Consider the following 15,223-nt stretch of genomic DNA (forward strand, 5'->3'; position numbering starts at 1 on the left):
TGGTCACCTTCCGGCCACGTTTGGGTGGCTGATGCCACTCGTTGTAAAAGAGCTAAAGACAAGGGCCTATGCAGACCTATCTCGATTTTGAAAAACCGGTCGCCGAGCTTCAGGGTAAAATCCAGGAACTCCAGTCCCTTGCTACCGGAGACGAGGCCGTTTCCATTGACGAGGAAGTCACGCGGCTGCAGAGCCGTGCCGAAGAGGCGCTGGCCGATATCTACAAAAAGCTGACCCCCTGGCAGAAAACCCAGGTCGCGCGGCATCCGCAGCGGCCGCATTTTTCTGATTATGTGGGCAATCTGATTACCGAATTCGTGCCTTTGGCCGGTGACCGGAAATTTGCCGAGGATGCCGCGATCCAGGCCGGTTTTGGCCGTTTCAAGGGTCAGCCTGTCGCTGTTCTGGGTCAGGAAAAGGGCGCGACCACCGAAAGCCGCCTGAAGCATAATTTTGGCATGGCGCGGCCCGAGGGCTATCGCAAGGCCGTGCGGATCATGGAAATGGCAGACCGGTTTGATATTCCGGTTCTCTCTTTTGTCGATACGTCAGGCGCTTATCCGGGTATTGGCGCGGAAGAACGCGGCCAGGCCGAGGCGATTGCGCGCTCGACAGACAAATGCCTTGAGCTTGGTGTGCCCAATCTGGCGGTTATCATTGGCGAAGGCGGCTCGGGTGGCGCGATTGCGCTGGCAACGGCCAGCCGGGTGCTGATGCTTGAGCATGCAATTTATTCTGTGATTTCGCCGGAGGCCGGTGCTTCAATCCTGTTCCGGGATGCGGCGAAAGCCCAGGACATGGCGGCGGCGCAAAAAATTACCGCGCAGGATATTTTAAAGCTTGGGGTGATCGACGGGATCATTGGTGAGCCTGTGGGCGGCGCGCATCGGCATCATGAGGCCGTGTTGAAGGCGACCAGTGATGCGATCTCCACTTTTCTGTCAGATTTCGATGGCAAGAGCCGCGATGAAGTGCGTGAGATGCGGCGCGAGAAGTTTCTCGCGATCGGCGCATCGCTGATGTAGCCCAACTCATTTTATCGTGAGTATGTTCTTAAGCCCTTGCGCCTTATGATAAGGACGATTTGCTGTGCCCTGGCGGGCGCGGTTTGTTGGGTGGAGCGTTTGCGTTGAGACTGTCCAGAATTCTCAAATTGGTGAGCCTTTTAGTGTTTGGCGCATTGCTGGCCGGGTGCGGGCTTGTGGAAGGCGATGGCCGCCACAACCAGCCCCTGTCGAGCGTGGTCGAGGGCCAATTGCGCAATATGGGTTCGGACAAAAGCGAAGCCATGCTGATCCGGATCTACAAGGACGAGTCCGCACTTGAGGTGTGGAAGCGGGTGAAGGGCGGCACTTACAAATATTTCAAATCCTATGAGATTTGCAGCTGGTCGGGCGAACTGGGCCCCAAGATCAGGGAAGGCGACCGGCAGGCACCTGAGGGCTTTTATTCGATCACGCCGGGGCTGATGAACCCGCGCTCGAACTATTATCTGGCGTTCAATACCGGTTTTCCGAACAAGTTTGACCGGGTGCATGGCCGGACCGGTTCGGACCTGATGGTGCATGGCGATTGTTCATCGCGCGGGTGCTATGCGATGACCGATGAGCAAATTGCTGAGATTTATGCGCTGGGCCGTGAAGCGTTCAAGGGCGGGCAGCGGACATTTGAATTGCAGATTTTCCCGTTCCGGATGACGGCGGCAAATCTCGCCAAACACCGCAATAGCCCGCATATCGATTTCTGGCGCAATCTCAAGGAAGGCTATGACGCGTTCGAGATTTCGCGGCAGGTGCCCAAATGGGACGTGTGCGAGAAGCGTTATATCTTCAATGCGGCCGGTGGCCCGCTGAATGCTGCCGGGGCGTGCCCGACAGCTTCCACCCATCCGGAACTGATGGCCAAGGTGAAAGCCAAGCAGATTGCGGACGAGGCGACCTTTCAGACCGCTTCTGCCGATCTTGCGGCCAAGGAAGCGCGCAAGGCGGAAGCCGAGGCGGAACGCGCCGCCCGTGAAGCGGCAATTGCCGAGCGCAGTGCCGCTGTCAGCGAGGCGGTGGAAGAGCGTACCGAGGCGATCTCGGGCGCGGTTGGCGGCTTCTTTTCGGGCATTACCGGCCTGTTCGGGGCGGGGCGCACAGAGACGCCGGCCAATGTGGTGGCCCCCACACCTGCGCCGCGCACCAGCGGACGGGGCTAGGCCTTTTCAATTCGATATTGTGAGCCTCACCCGTGCGCTAGCGCGGGTGAGCTTTGCCTATAAGGGCCAGATCAGCATGATCATGGGCACGGATACGGCGACGACAAGGATCTCGAGCGGAAGGCCAAGCCGCCAGTAATCCCCAAAGGCATAACCGCCGGGGCCAAGGATGAGCATATTGTTCTTGTGGCCGATCGGGGTCAGGAAGGCGCAACTGGCCCCAATGGCGACTGCCATCAGGAAGGGGTCCGGGCTGGCCCCCAGGGCGCGGGCGAGTTCGACGGCGATGGGCGCAGCAATAACGGCGGTGGCGGTGTTGTTGAGCACGTCCGAGAGGGTCATGGTGGCGACCAGAAGGACCATGATGGCGACCCAGCCGGGCAGGCCTTCGGTCACCGCGGCAAGCCCCTGAACAATGAGTGCCGAGCCGCCGCTGCTTTCAAGCGCTGCGCCGAGCGGGATCATGGCCCCCAACAGAACGATGACCGGCCATTCCACCGCATCATACAGATCGCGCAAGGGCAGGATGTCGAAGATGACGAGGCCGATGGCGACCATGCCAAGGGCGATGGGCAATGGAATGAGCCCGAAAGCGGCAAGGGCAATCGCGCCGCCGAACAGGCCGATGGCCCCCCATGCCTTTTCGTGGCGAGTGACATTCAGCGACCGGTCGGCGAGCGGCAGGCATTGCAGCCGGTTAGCCACATCCATCATGCTTTCCTCGGTGCCCAGCAGCAGGAGAACGTCCCCCGCCTGCAGGGGTGTGCGGCGCAGGCGTTCGCGCACGGCCTTGCCCATGCGGCTGAGGCCGATGACCGAGGCCCCGCCGGCGCGCAGCAATTGCACTTCGTTGGCGCGCCGCCCGATCAGGCGGCTGTCGCGGGTGATCACGAATTCGGCAAGGGTCATGTCCGCACTCAAATCGGCGACCTGGCCGGCCTTGCCCTGCATTTTGAGCCCGAGGCTGCCCGAGAGGGTGTTGAGCGCTTCGGCGGTACCTTGCACAACCAGCAGATCGCCTGCGGCAATCTCTTCGCGCCGGGCGCGGCCGGGCAGGCGTTTACCATTGCGCACAAGCCCGAGAATGGCGCAATCGGCTTCCTCGGCGGCTTCATCGAGATCGCGGACCTTTTCGCCAACGGCGCGGGATTTTTCGGTCACGACCAGTTCTGCAACGTAATCATCCAGCTGGGACAGGTCTTCGACGAGACCGCTATTGCCGGGGTGCTCGGGGATGAGCCGCCAGCCGATCAGGGCGATGAAGATGACGCCGACAATGGCCACAGTTGCCCCGACCGGGGCGAAATCGAACATGGCAAAGGGTGTGCCCATGGCATCACCACGATAGGAGGCGATGATGATGTTGGGGGGCGTGCCAATGAGCGTGGCCATGCCGCCAAGAATGGTGGCAAAGGACAGGGGCATCAGTGAGCGCGAGGGACTGCGGCCCGCCTGACGGGCGGCCTGGATGTCGACGGGCATTAGCAGGGCGAGGGTTGCGACATTGTTCATGAACGCGCTGAGTATGCCGCCGACCGTGCCCAGAATGGTGATGTGCTGGCCAAGGGCACGCGTGCGGTCGATGACCAGACGGGTGATCAGGTCAACCGCGCCGGACCGGGAGAGCCCGGCGGAAATGATCAGGACCAGCGCTACGATGATCGTGGCTTCATGGCCGAAACCGGTGAAGGCGATTTCGTGCGGGACCGCGCCGATGGCCACACCGATCATCAGGGCGGTGAAGGCAACGAGATCATAACGCCAGCGCCCCCAGAGGAGGCCAACGAGCACAAGCCCGATCAGGGAAAACAACGCGATTTGTTCGTAGGTCAATTGAAATCCCTGACGTGTTCGGGGCCGATCGCGCGACTTTTACGCGTCTGGCATTGCGGTGCAAGCGATGTGGTGAGGCTGGGCCAAGGTTTTGGCGAAAGAATGATGTTGATTTGCAATTGACGGCTGCGGAATATCGTATAAATAATATATCTGTTATATAGCAAGAGAGTTATATTAGAAAAATGATGAACACTAACCAGCTTGATGCGGTTTTTTCGGCTCTTGCGGACCCGACCCGGCGCGCGATGCTGGCGCGACTTGCACAAGGCGAGGCCAGTGTCAGTGAACTGGCCGAGCCTTTTGCGATCAGCCAGCCTGCCGTGTCGCGCCACCTCAAGGTGCTCGAGCAGGCCGGACTGGTTGTGAAAGGGCGGGATGCCCAGCGACGGCCCTGCCGTCTCGATATTGAGGCGATGGGCGCTGCGCAGAAATGGATCGAGACCTACCAGCAAGCCTGGGAGGCTAATTTTGGCAGGATGGACGCGCTTCTGGATGAGCTAAAGGCGCTGCCGACGACATCAACAGGAGATAAATGATGGGTGCAGAGACAACCTCGCCAGCGGCTTACACGGCCGAGGTGAGTACACCGGGCGACCGGGAAGTGGTGGTAAAGCGCCGGTTCAATGCGCCGGTATCGCTGGTTTGGCGATGCTACACCGAGCCGGAATTGGTCAAGCGCTGGTTGACCGGATATGAAGGCTGGACCATGCCGGTATGCGAAATCGATCTGCGGGTTGGTGGCAGTTATCGCTATCGCTGGCGGAACAGCGAGGATGGCAGCGAATTCGGGTTTGTTGGCACCTATTCACGGGTCGATACCGAAAGCCGGATCGATCATACCGAAATGATGGAAGGGGCTGAGGATATGCCGCCTTCCGAGAACGTGATTGCGTTCGAGCCTCTTGGCGACATGACCGAACTGGTCATCACGATGACCTATATCAGTGCCGAGGTGCGGCAGATGGTGCTTGATACGGGTATGACTGACGGTATGGGCAGCAGCTTTGACAAGCTGGACGAATTGTTGGCCCTGGAGCGGCACTGATATTCAGGGTCCAGACATGAAAAAAGGGCGCCCGGCGGGCGCCCTTTTTTTGATGCGGATGCGACCGGGGTCAGTAGGCCCCGTGGCAATGCTTGAATTTTTTGCCTGAACCGCAGGGGCAGGGGTCATTGCGGCGGACATTGCGCAATTGTTCCTCGCTGAGCACCTTGTTTTCGGGCGCGGCTTCATTGGCGACTTCGTTTTCGCCGGTCTGCGGGTCGATATGGACTTCCTGCGTATCAAGCGCCGGGGGTGCCTCGGGCTGGCGCATCTGGATTTCAACATGGGCAAGCTGGGTGGTGACCAGTTCGCGCAGATTGGTCAGAAGCGCGTTGAACAGCTCATAGGCTTCCTGTTTGTATTCATTGAGCGGATCGCGCTGGGCGAGACCGCGCCACCCCACAACCTTGGACAAGTGATCAAGCGTGACCAGATGTTCGCGCCACAGCCCGTCGATGGATTGCAGAAGGATGGATTTTTCCACTTGACGCATGATGTCGGGGGTGTAGCGGGCGGCCTTGGCGGCGATATGGGCGTCAGCGGCGTCCTTGATGCGGTTGGCCACGGTTTCCGCATCAATGCCTTCTTCTGCGGCCCAATCGGCAACCGGCACCTCGATATTGAGATAGGTCTTGGCAGCTTCTGTCAGCTGTTCGGCATTCCACTGCTCGGGATAGGTGCGCTCTGGGCAGGCCTTGGACACGATGGCATCAACCACGTCATGGCGCATGTCGCCGATGGTGTCGGAAACGTTGTCATCATCCATCAGTTCGAGGCGCTGCTCGAAGATCACCTTGCGCTGATCATTCATCACATCATCGTATTTGAGGATGTTCTTGCGGATGTCGAAATTGCGCGCTTCAACGCGGGCCTGTGCCCGTTCGATCGCCTTGGTGACCCAGGGGTGGGTGATCGATTCGCCTTCTTCGAGACCGAGCTTTTCGAGCATGGAATCCATGCGCTCGATCGGGAAGATGCGCATCAGGTCATCCTGCAGCGACAAATAGAATTTGGAATGGCCGGGATCACCCTGACGGCCGGCACGACCGCGCAGCTGGTTGTCGATGCGGCGGCTTTCATGGCGCTCGGTGCCAATGACGTAAAGCCCGCCTGCATCAAGCGCTGCCTGCTTGTCTTTGGCGATCTGCTTTTTGATCTCTTCGATCTTTTTGGCGCGGGCTTCACCCTCAAGCTCGCCCGCTTCAATGGCGGTGCGCATTTCGAGATTGCCGCCGAGCTGAATATCGGTACCACGGCCAGCCATATTGGTGGCGATGGTGATGGCGCCGGGCATGCCGGCATCGGCAATGATCCGGGCTTCCTGCTCGTGATAACGGGCGTTGAGAACCTTGATGTCCTTGACGCCCTTCTTTTTCAAAATGTCGGCCAGCAATTCCGATTTTTCGATTGAGGTGGTGCCAACGAGTACCGGCTGGCCGCGTTTCTGGGCATCTTCCACCAGATCGGCAATCGCCTCGAACTTTTCCGCCATTGTGCGGAAAATGGCGTCGTCCTCATCCTTGCGGGCAATGTCGACATTGGTGGGGACGGTGATGACTTCGAGGCCGTAAATGTCACCGAATTCTTCTTCTTCGGTCTTGGCCGTGCCGGTCATGCCTGCCAGTTTTTCATAAAGGCGGAAATAATTCTGGAAGGTGATCGAGGCGAGGGTCTGGTTCTCGGGTTGGATCTTAACGTTTTCCTTCGCCTCGAGCGCCTGATGCAGGCCCTCGGAATAGCGGCGGCCCGGCATCATGCGGCCGGTGAACTCATCGATGATGACGACTTCGTCGTTCTGGACGATGTAATCCTTGTCGCGCTGGAACAGTTTATGGGCGCGCAGCGCCGAATTGAGGTGATGGACGATGGAGACGTTTTCGATGTCGTAAAGGGACTCGCCCTTCATCACGCCTTCGGCCAGCAGTTTTTCCTCGAGCTTTTCAATGCCCTGATCGGTGAAGGTGGCAGAGCGTTGCTTTTCGTCGAGCTCGAAATCGCCCTCTTCAATGATCGGGATGACCTTGTCGATGGTTTCGTAAAGCGAGGAACGGTCCTCGGAGGGGCCGGAAATGATCAGCGGGGTGCGCGCTTCGTCAACGAGGATCGAATCCACTTCATCGACGATGGCATAGGCGTGGCCGCGCTGAACCATCTGGGCGCGGGCATATTTCATATTGTCGCGCAGATAGTCGAAGCCGAACTGGTTATTGGTGCCATAGGTGATGTCGGCGGCATAAGCGGCCTTGCGCTCGGCATCGGTTGATTCCTGCAATACCGTGCCAACGCTCATGCCAAGGAAGGAATAGACCTCGGCCATCCAGGCGGCATCGCGCTTGGCGAGGTAATCATTGACCGTGACCACATGCACACCATTGCCGGTAAGTGCGTTGAGATAGACGGGCAGGGTGGAGGAAAGGGTCTTGCCTTCACCGGTGCGCATTTCAGCGATGGCGCGTTCATTCAAAACCATGCCGCCGATCAGCTGCACATCGTAATGGCGCTGGCCGAGGGTGCGCTTTGCCGCTTCGCGGACGGTGGCAAAGGCTGGAACGAGAAGCGTATCCAGCTTTGCGCCTTTGGCGAGCTGGTCGCGGAATTCTGCGGTGCGCGCCCGTAACTGGTCATCGCTAAGCTTTTCCAGCTCCGGTTCCAACGCATTGATAGCGTCGACCTGGGGCTGGAATTTTTTAACCCGCCTGTCGTTCGCTGAGCCAAAAAAGCGGCGGGCGATCGCATTTACAACCATTTTAGCGGCATTCCCTTTGTCGACACGCGCTGGGGCAGGAACGCGCTGACAGAAACCGGCATAATCGGGCCGGATCGTGCCCCAAAAAAGCTTGGTGAAGCGAGAGGACATGTAAGAGTGGGGCTGTGTCTTGTCAACGTTGGGGCAAACGTGGCAAACCAAGCCCGCCTAAAGCGTAACGGGGGTCGCTGGGTGAATAAGGAGAAGGAATCCAATGACCAATCAGTCCGACGCGCCATTTTCGCGTTCTATCATCAAGTCTTTAGGCGTTTGCGTGGCCCTTTTGGGTATGTGCGCTGCACCCCAGGCGCTTTATGCGCAGGAGCAGGCCGCAACGCCCAGCCCTGACAGCGTTGTTGCCACGGTGGATGGTGAGGCGATCACTGAAGGCGATCTGGCTTTTGCCGCCGAAGATCTGGCTCAGGAAATGCAGAATATCCCGCCCCAGGGCCGCCGCTCGTTCCTCACATCGGTATTGATCGATATGAAAGTGATGGCGAAAGCTGCCCGTGCCGAAAACATGCAGGACAGTGATGTTTTTCGCCGGCGGCAGAAATATCTTGAAGACCGCTCGCTGCGCCGCGCCTATTTTGCGGAAAAAATCGGCACCCAGGTGACCGAGGAGAGCGTCAAGGCGGCCTATGACAAGCTGGTCGCCGGTTTTGAACCGCAGGACGAAATTCACGCGCGCCATATTCTGGTGGCTGAGGAAGCGGATGCGAAAACCATCCGGGCGGAAATCGAGGGCGGCAAGCCGTTTGAAGTGGCAGCAATGGAAAATTCCATTGATGGTTCGTCAAAAAATGGCGGTGACCTTGGCTATTTCGTCAAGGGGCAGATGGTGCCGCCGTTTGAAGCCGCCGCTTTTGCCCTTGAGCCGGGGCAGGTCAGTGAACCGGTGCAATCGCAGTTCGGCTGGCACCTGATCAAGCTTGAGGACCGCCGCCAGAGCGCGCCGCCGCCGCTGGAGCAGGTTGCCCCGCAATTGCAGCAGCAGGTGCTGTTTGAAGCGTTCAATGCATCGATGACCACTTTGAAGAACAATGTGGATATTGAAATCCCCGATGCAGCGCTTGCCGCGGAAATTGAAAAGAACAATCAGGGCGCATTGCAGTAAGCGCGCTCTGAATTCATGCGAATGGCGCTGTCCTGCCGGGCGGCGCCATTTTTTTGTCTGGCAGCGATACGCCCGGGCACGATGCGACCTTGCTATGGCCTTGCACTGGCCGTGTTTGTCGGGCAAACAAGTGGCCTTTATGGCAACTGGCTTGAACAAAAATGGCATATCCCCGCTCTCCGCTGGCCCCTGAAACTTTTCCCGAAATGCCGGAGATTGCGGGGGTGCGCTTTGCCACTGCAGCGGCGGGGATAAAGTACAAGAACCGCACCGATGTGTTGTTGGCGGTATTTGATGCCGGAACCAATGTTGCCGGCGTTCTGACCCGTTCGAAATGCCCGTCCGCGGCTGTGGACTGGTGCCGGGAGCGGCTGGGGGCTGAGGGGCAAGCGCGGGCGCTTGTGGTCAATTCGGGGAATGCCAATGCCTTTACCGGGGCCAAGGGGCGCGATGCGGTGGTTTTGATCGCTGATATTGCGGCTGAAGCTGTCGGTTGTGCGCCGGATGAGGTGTTTCTGGCCTCGACCGGGGTCATCGGCGAGCCTTTGGATGGCGAGAAATTTCGCGGTGTGCTCGATGAATGCGCGGGTCGGCTGAAATCGGCGCCATGGATGGAGCCTGCCGAGGCGATCATGACCACGGACACGTTTGCCAAGCTGGCAACGGCGACGGTGGAGATCGATGGTGTCGAGATCGCGATTTCGGGCATTGCCAAGGGCTCGGGCATGATTGCGCCGGACATGGCGACCATGCTGTCTTTCGTTTTTACCGACATGCCGGTGAAGACAGAGGTGTTGCAGGCCTTGCTGGGGCGGCATGTGGCGACAAGTTTCAATGCCGTGACGGTTGATAGCGATACTTCGACGTCGGATACATTGCTGGCGTTTGCGACCGGCAAGGCGGCGGCCCGCGATGTGGCGCCGATCGAAAGCCTTGATGATCCGCGTGCGGCCGTTTTCGGAGAAGCCTTGCATGATGTGCTGTTTGATCTGGCCATGCAGGTGGTCAAGGATGGCGAGGGCGCGAGCAAATTTATTACCGTTGAAGTCAATGGCGCGGTGGATGATGCCAGCGCCGGGGTGATTGCCCGGGCGATTGCCAATTCACCATTGGTGAAAACCGCTATTGCGGGGGAAGACGCCAATTGGGGCCGTGTGGTGATGGCCGTGGGCAAGGCCGGGGAACCGGCTGACCGGGACAGGCTATCGATCCGGTTCGGGGATTTTCTGGTGGCCGAGAACGGTATGCGTGCGCCCGGATATGACGAGAAACAGGCCAGCGCCTATATGAAAGGCACGGATCTTGAATTGACGGTAGGGCTCGGGCTTGGAGACGGGGTTGCACGGGTTTATACCTGCGACCTGACCCATGGCTATATTTCCATAAACGCTGATTACCGGAGCTGATTTTTGGCGCAACGTCCTTCCAACCTGCAACTTGAACAGGCGTTTCTCAGCGCCTGGCCTGCTCTTGAAACCCACAAGGATGGTGGCTGGGTGTGGCGTTTTGCCAATGGCTATACCAAACGGGCAAACTCGGCACAGTCGATGGATCCGGGTGATGAGGCCGAGGCGGGCGAGCGCCTTGAGCGGTTTGCAGAATGGGCCCGGGAACGGGGTGTTCCTCCAACATTCCGGGTGACGCCGCTTGCGGGCGAGAAGGTGATTACGGCGCTCAATACCGCGCACTGGAAACCCATTGAGCATAGTGTGGTTATGGCGATGCCGGTTGGCGCTGCGTTTACGCCCAAACATTCGTTCAGGTTGTTCAAGGCGACTGATCCTGAATGGTATGAAGTGCAGGCGGCCATGAGCGGCTATGGCGGCGAAACCGTGGGTGCCCTGACCGATATGCTGGGGCGGATCACCGCACCGGTAACCGGTATTCTGGTTTATGACGAGAATGGCGGCGCGGCGGCGGCGGCCCTGACCAATAATAATGGCGGGATCGGGGTTTATCTCAATGTGGTGGTGCGCGCGGATTTGCGCGGCAAGGGCTATGGCCGTTCGGTGATGCAGGCGGCCTTGAACTGGAGCCGGGATGGCGGGGCCGACTGGGCCGCAATGCAGGTGGTCAGCGACAATGTGCCGGCACTCAATCTCTATCGTTCGCTGGGGTTTGAAGAGGTCTATCGTTATCACTATCGACGTCCCGAATAGCGGATGGCTGAGGATAAGAAGATTTTGCTGGTGGTCGCGTGTGCCCTCGTCGACGTTGACCGGCGAGTGCTGATTGCCCAGCGGCCGGCGGACAAGGCGCTTGGTGGCATGTGGGAATTTCCCGGTGGCAAGCTGGAGGCCGGTGAAAGCCCGGAAGCCGCGCTTATCCGTGAACTTGAGGAAGAACTGGGGATTTCAACCCAGACAGCGTGTCTCGCGCCGCTGGCGTTTGCCAGCCATGCCTATGATGATTTTCATTTGTTGATGCCGCTTTATGTCTGCCGCAAATGGCAGGGACAACCGCAGGCGCTGGAACATGATGCCCTCAAATGGGTGCGGCCGCAGGCTTTGCGCGATTATGAAATGCCGCCGGCGGATGCGCCGTTAATCGCTCATTTGTGTGATTTGTTGTAAACTGGCGCTGGTACGTGTGGATTTTTCACAATTGTATGAGGGCGGGATGAAGAATTTGGCTGATGTTTTTGATGCCTTTTTAAGGAACGAAGACGGTGCAACGGCAATTGAATACTCGCTTATTGCGGGGCTGATTGCGGTGGGTTGCATTGCCGCGCTCATACTGGCGGGTGATGAAATTGTTGAATTATTTGACGGCGTGGCGACGAAAGTCACGGCTGCTGTCAGCGGTACATAAGGCTTTTTACAAGCCTTACCAAGCCCTTGCAAAAAAGGGTCAGCGCCCGGTTTCATCCTTATTGCCCAGCACCTTTGCCAGGCTGACCTTGGCGCTGCCCGGTGCCAGCGGCTTTTGCTGGTTCTCGTGCGGGGCCCAACCGGACATCCAGAGAATTTCAAGCGTGGCGCGGATGCGGCCATCGGGATCGCTGGCGGCGTCCGCATAGGCTGCGGCGGCCATTGCCAGTGCGGTTCTGGTTGTCATCTTGCGGGGACGATCAACCAAAGGATTGCTTGCGCTGAGCGCATGCAGTTCCTGCATCAGGGCGAGGGGCGAGGCGTAGCGCACCACATGCTGCTCAAGATCGGCGACGGGCAGGGCAAAGCCTGTGCGCTGCAAGAGGCTGCCGGCATTGCGCACATCGATGAAGGGGGCGATGCGGGGAGAGGCCCCGCCGGAGATCTCGGCATCGGCGGTGAGCCAGGCGCTGCGCAATTCCTGCAGGGAATCCCCACCAATGGCCGCTGTCAGCATCAGGCCGTCCGGCGCGAGATGGGCGCGGATGCGCGAGAGGAAGCCGGGCACGTCATTGACGAATTGCAAATCGAGTATCGAGACGATCAGGTCATAACCGGTATCGGGCAGACGCAGGTTTTCCGGGTCAACGGTTGCATCGATCAGGGTTGCGGCCCTGGTGAAGGTGAAGGTCCCGTTGGCGGCGCGGCCCTTGGCGGGCAGGATTGTGGCATCCGGCCCCATGATCAGCGCTTTTGAAAAGTCGCGGGTGATCGGGGCGAGCCGCTGTTCCAGATCATCGAGCACCAATTGGGTGATGAAATCGGCGCCGCCGCCAGCGTGACGGGCGTAGCGGGCCAAAACGAGCGCGCGGTCGAATATGCGGGGCGGTTGTGCTGTGGTGCCGGACATGGATTTGGCTTTGCAATGGGGCGCGACAGGGCGCGCATTAAGATGCAGAATGGGGTTATGGACAAGCACCAGGCATCTGTCAAAGAGGCTTTGAGGTTTCGCGCGCCGGCCCTGTGGCTGAAACGGGCGGGCGGGTTTGTTCTCGACCAGCTTTATCCGCCCACATGCCTTTATTGCGATACCCCGATTGTCGATGCCAATGCCCTTTGCGCCAGTTGCTGGTGTGGCCTCAGGCCGATTACCCGCCCGATGTGCCCGGTGCTTGGCCTGCCCTTTGCTGTCTCGCTGGGGCCTGAGGCGCGGTCTGCCGCAGCGATTGCCGATCCGCCGCCCTTTGACCGGGCGCGGTCGGCCTTTATTTACAATGATCTGGCCCGGGCGATCGTGTCGCGGCTGAAATATGGCGACAAGCCGGAGCTGTCGCGGTTTTGCGCCCTGACGATGACCACGGCATGCGCCGAGATTCTTGATGGCGATCCGGTTCTGGTGCCGGTGCCGCTGCACCGGTTCCGGCAATGGCAACGGCGCTATAACCAATCAACCGAATTATGCCGGGCGCTGGTGCAATTGCGCGGGCTGGATGTGGCACCGCTTCTGGTCAGGCGCACGCGCCGCACAAGGCAGCAGGTGGGCCTGAGCGCCGCCCAGCGCCAGCGCAATGTGGCAGGTGCCTTTGAGGTGCGGGCAGAGGCGCTGTCGGCCATCGCCGGGCGGCGGGTGGTGATTGTTGATGATGTGATTACCACAGGGGCCACGGTGCGGGCGTTGACCCTCGCCCTTAAACGCGCAGGAATCGAACAAATTGACGTCATCAGCTTCGCACGCGTTGTTATTGGGGCGGATATGCCCATATAACAGCAAAGTGTCATGGAGGCGTTTGATGCCAAAAGTTGAGATCTACACCACCCCGACCTGCCCTTATTGCCACGCGGCGAAATCGTTGCTGGATCAAAAGGGCGTTGCCTATGACGAGATCGATGTGCTCGATCAGGATGCGCGCATGCAAATGACGACGCGTGCCCAGGGGCGCCGGACCGTGCCGCAGATTTTTGTCGGCGAGACCCATGTGGGCGGCTATGACGATATGGCGGCGATGGAGCGTCAGGGCGCGCTCGACAAGCTGCTCAACGCGGGCTAATTCCAGGTATGGGTGACGAAAACGTGCGGGTTGCGGCGCTCCAGATGTGTTCGGGGCTGTCGCCCGAGGCCAATCTTGACGTGATTGCCCGGCTGAGTGCCGAGGCGGCTGCGGCGGGCGCACACTATGTGCTGACCCCTGAGGTGAGTATTGCGTTTGCGCGTGACCGGGCGGAGCTGGCAACGCTTGCCGGACCGATGGAAGATAACCCGGCCCTGAAACGTTGTGCGGAAATTGCCCGGGAAACGGGCCTTTTTCTGCATCTGGGGTCGCTGGCGGTGGCGCTGGAGAATGGCCTGTTTGCCAATCGCTCGGTGCTTTTTTCGCCTGATGGGCAAGAGGTTGCCCGCTACGACAAAATTCATCTGTTTGACGCCGATCCACCCAATGATCGCCCCTATCGCGAGAGTGCCAGCTATCAGGGTGGCACCGAGGCGGTGGTGACCCAGGCGCCCGGCTTCGGGCTGGGCATGTCGATTTGTTATGACGTGCGGTTTCCGCAATTGTTTGCAACGCTGGCGAATGGCGGGGCGGGGGTGATGGCGGTGCCGGCGGCCTTTACCGTGCCGACCGGGCGGGCCCACTGGGAAATTCTGCTCCGGGCCCGCGCGATCGAGACGGGATCTTATGTGATTGCCGCCGCACAAGCGGGGCAGCATGAGAACGGGCGCGCCACCTGGGGGCATTCCATGATTGTCGACCCATGGGGTGCTGTTGTATCAGTGCGCGCCGAAGACAGCCCGGGGCTGGTTTTGGCCGATATCGATCCGGCACGGGTCAGGGATGCGCGCGAGCGGCTGCCGGCCCTTGCCAATGCCCGCCCGTTTTCGCTAAGCGTTAACCAAGGTCTGTCATAATCAGTCAGGTTCTGAGAGGAATTTCTAGCGTGATCCAGTATTCGCTGATCTGTGAGAGTGAGCACAAGTTTGACGCATGGTTCCGCAATGCGGATGCCTATGAAGCGCAGCACAAAAAGGGCATCGTTACCTGCCCGATCTGCAGCTCGGGCAATGTCACCAAGGCGCTGATGGCCCCTGCCGTTGCGCGCAAGAGTTCAGATACCGTTGCCTTGTCTTCCGGTCATCCCCAGCAAGCGGAATTGCGCGCGGCGATGAAGGCCTTGCGCGACAAGGTGACCGCTGAAGCCGATTATGTTGGCGACCGGTTTGCCAGTGAAGCGCGCAAGATTCACGATCAGGAAAGCGAGAAGCGCGGCATTTATGGTGAGGCAACGCGCGAGGAAGTGACCGCGCTTGTTGAGGACGGGATCGACTTTATGCCCTTGCCCAGCTTGCCTGAGGATCGTAACTAGATTTAGCTGCGCGATATATCTTCCTGATCTAATACTTATACATAGCCGGTGAATACTTTTAAACAGGGCGATAATTGGGTCGCATCTGAATTTTATTGCGTGGGTTATT

16 protein-coding genes are annotated in these 15,223 nt (G+C 59.2%); 13 read left to right on the top strand and 3 right to left on the bottom strand.

What is annotated here, in order from left to right:
- Positions 1-68: 68 nt before the first annotated feature.
- Together L1P08_RS12770 and L1P08_RS16405 are read left to right on the top strand one after the other, a co-directional pair.
- Positions 69-1,025: an acetyl-CoA carboxylase carboxyltransferase subunit alpha gene (locus L1P08_RS12770; protein WP_303617392.1), complete on the top strand. Its 957-nt coding sequence runs from the start codon at positions 69-71 to the stop codon at positions 1,023-1,025.
- 104 nt (positions 1,026-1,129) lie between these two features.
- A complete protein-coding gene (locus L1P08_RS16405; RefSeq protein ID WP_368077111.1) occupies positions 1,130-2,200 on the top strand; it encodes a L,D-transpeptidase family protein in 1,071 nt (356 codons plus the stop codon).
- Between the two features lie 57 nt (positions 2,201-2,257).
- Here the strand turns inward: L1P08_RS16405 and L1P08_RS12780 are convergent, their stop codons facing one another.
- Positions 2,258-4,033: an SLC13 family permease gene (locus tag L1P08_RS12780; RefSeq protein ID WP_303617393.1), complete on the bottom strand. Its 1,776-nt coding sequence runs from the start codon at positions 4,031-4,033 to the stop codon at positions 2,258-2,260.
- A gap of 188 nt (positions 4,034-4,221) precedes the next feature.
- On the opposite strand from L1P08_RS12780, the gene L1P08_RS12785 reads away from it, so the two are divergent.
- Both L1P08_RS12785 and L1P08_RS12790 read left to right on the top strand, forming a co-directional pair.
- Positions 4,222-4,572 carry an ArsR/SmtB family transcription factor gene (locus L1P08_RS12785; RefSeq protein ID WP_303617394.1) on the top strand — a complete coding sequence of 117 codons (351 nt, stop codon included), beginning with the start codon at positions 4,222-4,224 and terminating at the stop codon, positions 4,570-4,572.
- Positions 4,572-5,081, top strand: coding sequence for an SRPBCC family protein (locus L1P08_RS12790; protein ID WP_303617395.1), 510 nt, complete (start codon positions 4,572-4,574; stop codon positions 5,079-5,081). Before L1P08_RS12785 ends, L1P08_RS12790 begins: the two co-directional genes overlap by 1 nt.
- Positions 5,082-5,151: 70 nt before the next feature.
- On the opposite strand, the gene secA is transcribed toward L1P08_RS12790, so the two are convergent.
- Positions 5,152-7,827 (bottom strand): preprotein translocase subunit SecA, encoded by a 2,676-nt coding sequence (gene secA / locus L1P08_RS12795; RefSeq protein ID WP_303617396.1) that lies wholly within the window; start codon positions 7,825-7,827, stop codon positions 5,152-5,154.
- 214 nt (positions 7,828-8,041) lie between these two features.
- Here secA and L1P08_RS12800 point away from each other — a divergent pair, with 214 nt between their 5' ends.
- From L1P08_RS12800 to L1P08_RS12820, 5 genes are all read left to right on the top strand, one after another.
- The gene (locus L1P08_RS12800) at positions 8,042-8,944 is read left to right on the top strand and encodes a peptidylprolyl isomerase (protein WP_303617397.1); all 903 of its coding nucleotides are present in this window, start codon (positions 8,042-8,044) and stop codon (positions 8,942-8,944) included.
- A gap of 161 nt (positions 8,945-9,105) precedes the next feature.
- Complete coding sequence (argJ, locus tag L1P08_RS12805) at positions 9,106-10,350, top strand: bifunctional glutamate N-acetyltransferase/amino-acid acetyltransferase ArgJ (protein WP_303617398.1); 1,245 nt, start codon at positions 9,106-9,108, stop codon at positions 10,348-10,350.
- A gap of 3 nt (positions 10,351-10,353) precedes the next feature.
- Positions 10,354-11,103: a GNAT family N-acetyltransferase gene (locus L1P08_RS12810; RefSeq protein ID WP_303617399.1), complete on the top strand. Its 750-nt coding sequence runs from the start codon at positions 10,354-10,356 to the stop codon at positions 11,101-11,103.
- A 3-nt stretch (positions 11,104-11,106) separates the two neighbouring features.
- The gene (mutT, locus tag L1P08_RS12815) at positions 11,107-11,517 is read left to right on the top strand and encodes an 8-oxo-dGTP diphosphatase MutT (RefSeq protein WP_303617400.1); all 411 of its coding nucleotides are present in this window, start codon (positions 11,107-11,109) and stop codon (positions 11,515-11,517) included.
- Between the two features lie 46 nt (positions 11,518-11,563).
- Positions 11,564-11,755, top strand: a complete 192-nt coding sequence (locus tag L1P08_RS12820) for a Flp family type IVb pilin (RefSeq protein WP_303617401.1) — start codon at positions 11,564-11,566, stop codon at positions 11,753-11,755.
- A 39-nt stretch (positions 11,756-11,794) separates the two neighbouring features.
- On the opposite strand, the gene L1P08_RS12825 is transcribed toward L1P08_RS12820, so the two are convergent.
- Complete coding sequence (locus L1P08_RS12825) at positions 11,795-12,664, bottom strand: methyltransferase domain-containing protein (RefSeq protein WP_303617402.1); 870 nt, start codon at positions 12,662-12,664, stop codon at positions 11,795-11,797.
- A gap of 57 nt (positions 12,665-12,721) precedes the next feature.
- Here L1P08_RS12825 and L1P08_RS12830 point away from each other — a divergent pair, with 57 nt between their 5' ends.
- Genes L1P08_RS12830 through L1P08_RS12845 form a run of 4 tightly spaced genes read left to right on the top strand, consistent with a single transcriptional unit; the run spans position 12,722 to position 15,114 of the window.
- Positions 12,722-13,519: a ComF family protein gene (locus L1P08_RS12830; RefSeq protein WP_303617403.1), complete on the top strand. Its 798-nt coding sequence runs from the start codon at positions 12,722-12,724 to the stop codon at positions 13,517-13,519.
- Between the two features lie 25 nt (positions 13,520-13,544).
- On the top strand, positions 13,545-13,802 hold the full coding sequence (gene grxC, locus L1P08_RS12835; RefSeq protein ID WP_303617404.1) for a glutaredoxin 3: 258 nt from the start codon (positions 13,545-13,547) through the stop codon (positions 13,800-13,802).
- 8 nt (positions 13,803-13,810) lie between these two features.
- Entirely contained in the window at positions 13,811-14,659 is an 849-nt protein-coding gene (locus L1P08_RS12840) for a carbon-nitrogen hydrolase family protein (RefSeq protein WP_303617405.1), read from the top strand.
- 29 nt (positions 14,660-14,688) lie between these two features.
- Positions 14,689-15,114: a DUF1178 family protein gene (locus L1P08_RS12845; RefSeq protein WP_303617406.1), complete on the top strand. Its 426-nt coding sequence runs from the start codon at positions 14,689-14,691 to the stop codon at positions 15,112-15,114.
- Positions 15,115-15,223: the final 109 nt, after the last annotated feature.

The sequence above is a fragment of the Mariluticola halotolerans genome (assembly GCF_021611515.1).
In the GTDB taxonomy this organism is placed as follows: Bacteria; Pseudomonadota; Alphaproteobacteria; order Rhizobiales; family Devosiaceae; genus Mariluticola; species Mariluticola halotolerans.

What these genes read in the sequence shown, in the direction of transcription:
- L1P08_RS12790 (WP_303617395.1), top strand. Translation starts at nt 4,572, where the DNA reads ATGGGTGCAGAGACAACCTCGCCAGCGGCTTACACGGCCGAGGTGAGT.
- L1P08_RS12825 (WP_303617402.1), bottom strand. Translation starts at nt 12,664, where the DNA reads ATGTCCGGCACCACAGCACAACCGCCCCGCATATTCGACCGCGCGCTC.
- L1P08_RS12840 (WP_303617405.1), top strand. Translation starts at nt 13,811, where the DNA reads ATGGGTGACGAAAACGTGCGGGTTGCGGCGCTCCAGATGTGTTCGGGG.
- L1P08_RS12800 (WP_303617397.1), top strand. Translation starts at nt 8,042, where the DNA reads ATGACCAATCAGTCCGACGCGCCATTTTCGCGTTCTATCATCAAGTCT.
- L1P08_RS12785 (WP_303617394.1), top strand. Translation starts at nt 4,222, where the DNA reads ATGAACACTAACCAGCTTGATGCGGTTTTTTCGGCTCTTGCGGACCCG.
- argJ (WP_303617398.1), top strand. Translation starts at nt 9,106, where the DNA reads ATGGCATATCCCCGCTCTCCGCTGGCCCCTGAAACTTTTCCCGAAATG.
- L1P08_RS12820 (WP_303617401.1), top strand. Translation starts at nt 11,564, where the DNA reads ATGAAGAATTTGGCTGATGTTTTTGATGCCTTTTTAAGGAACGAAGAC.
- secA (WP_303617396.1), bottom strand. Translation starts at nt 7,827, where the DNA reads ATGGTTGTAAATGCGATCGCCCGCCGCTTTTTTGGCTCAGCGAACGAC.
- grxC (WP_303617404.1), top strand. Translation starts at nt 13,545, where the DNA reads ATGCCAAAAGTTGAGATCTACACCACCCCGACCTGCCCTTATTGCCAC.
- mutT (WP_303617400.1), top strand. Translation starts at nt 11,107, where the DNA reads ATGGCTGAGGATAAGAAGATTTTGCTGGTGGTCGCGTGTGCCCTCGTC.
- L1P08_RS12770 (WP_303617392.1), top strand. Translation starts at nt 69, where the DNA reads ATGCAGACCTATCTCGATTTTGAAAAACCGGTCGCCGAGCTTCAGGGT.
- L1P08_RS12830 (WP_303617403.1), top strand. Translation starts at nt 12,722, where the DNA reads ATGGACAAGCACCAGGCATCTGTCAAAGAGGCTTTGAGGTTTCGCGCG.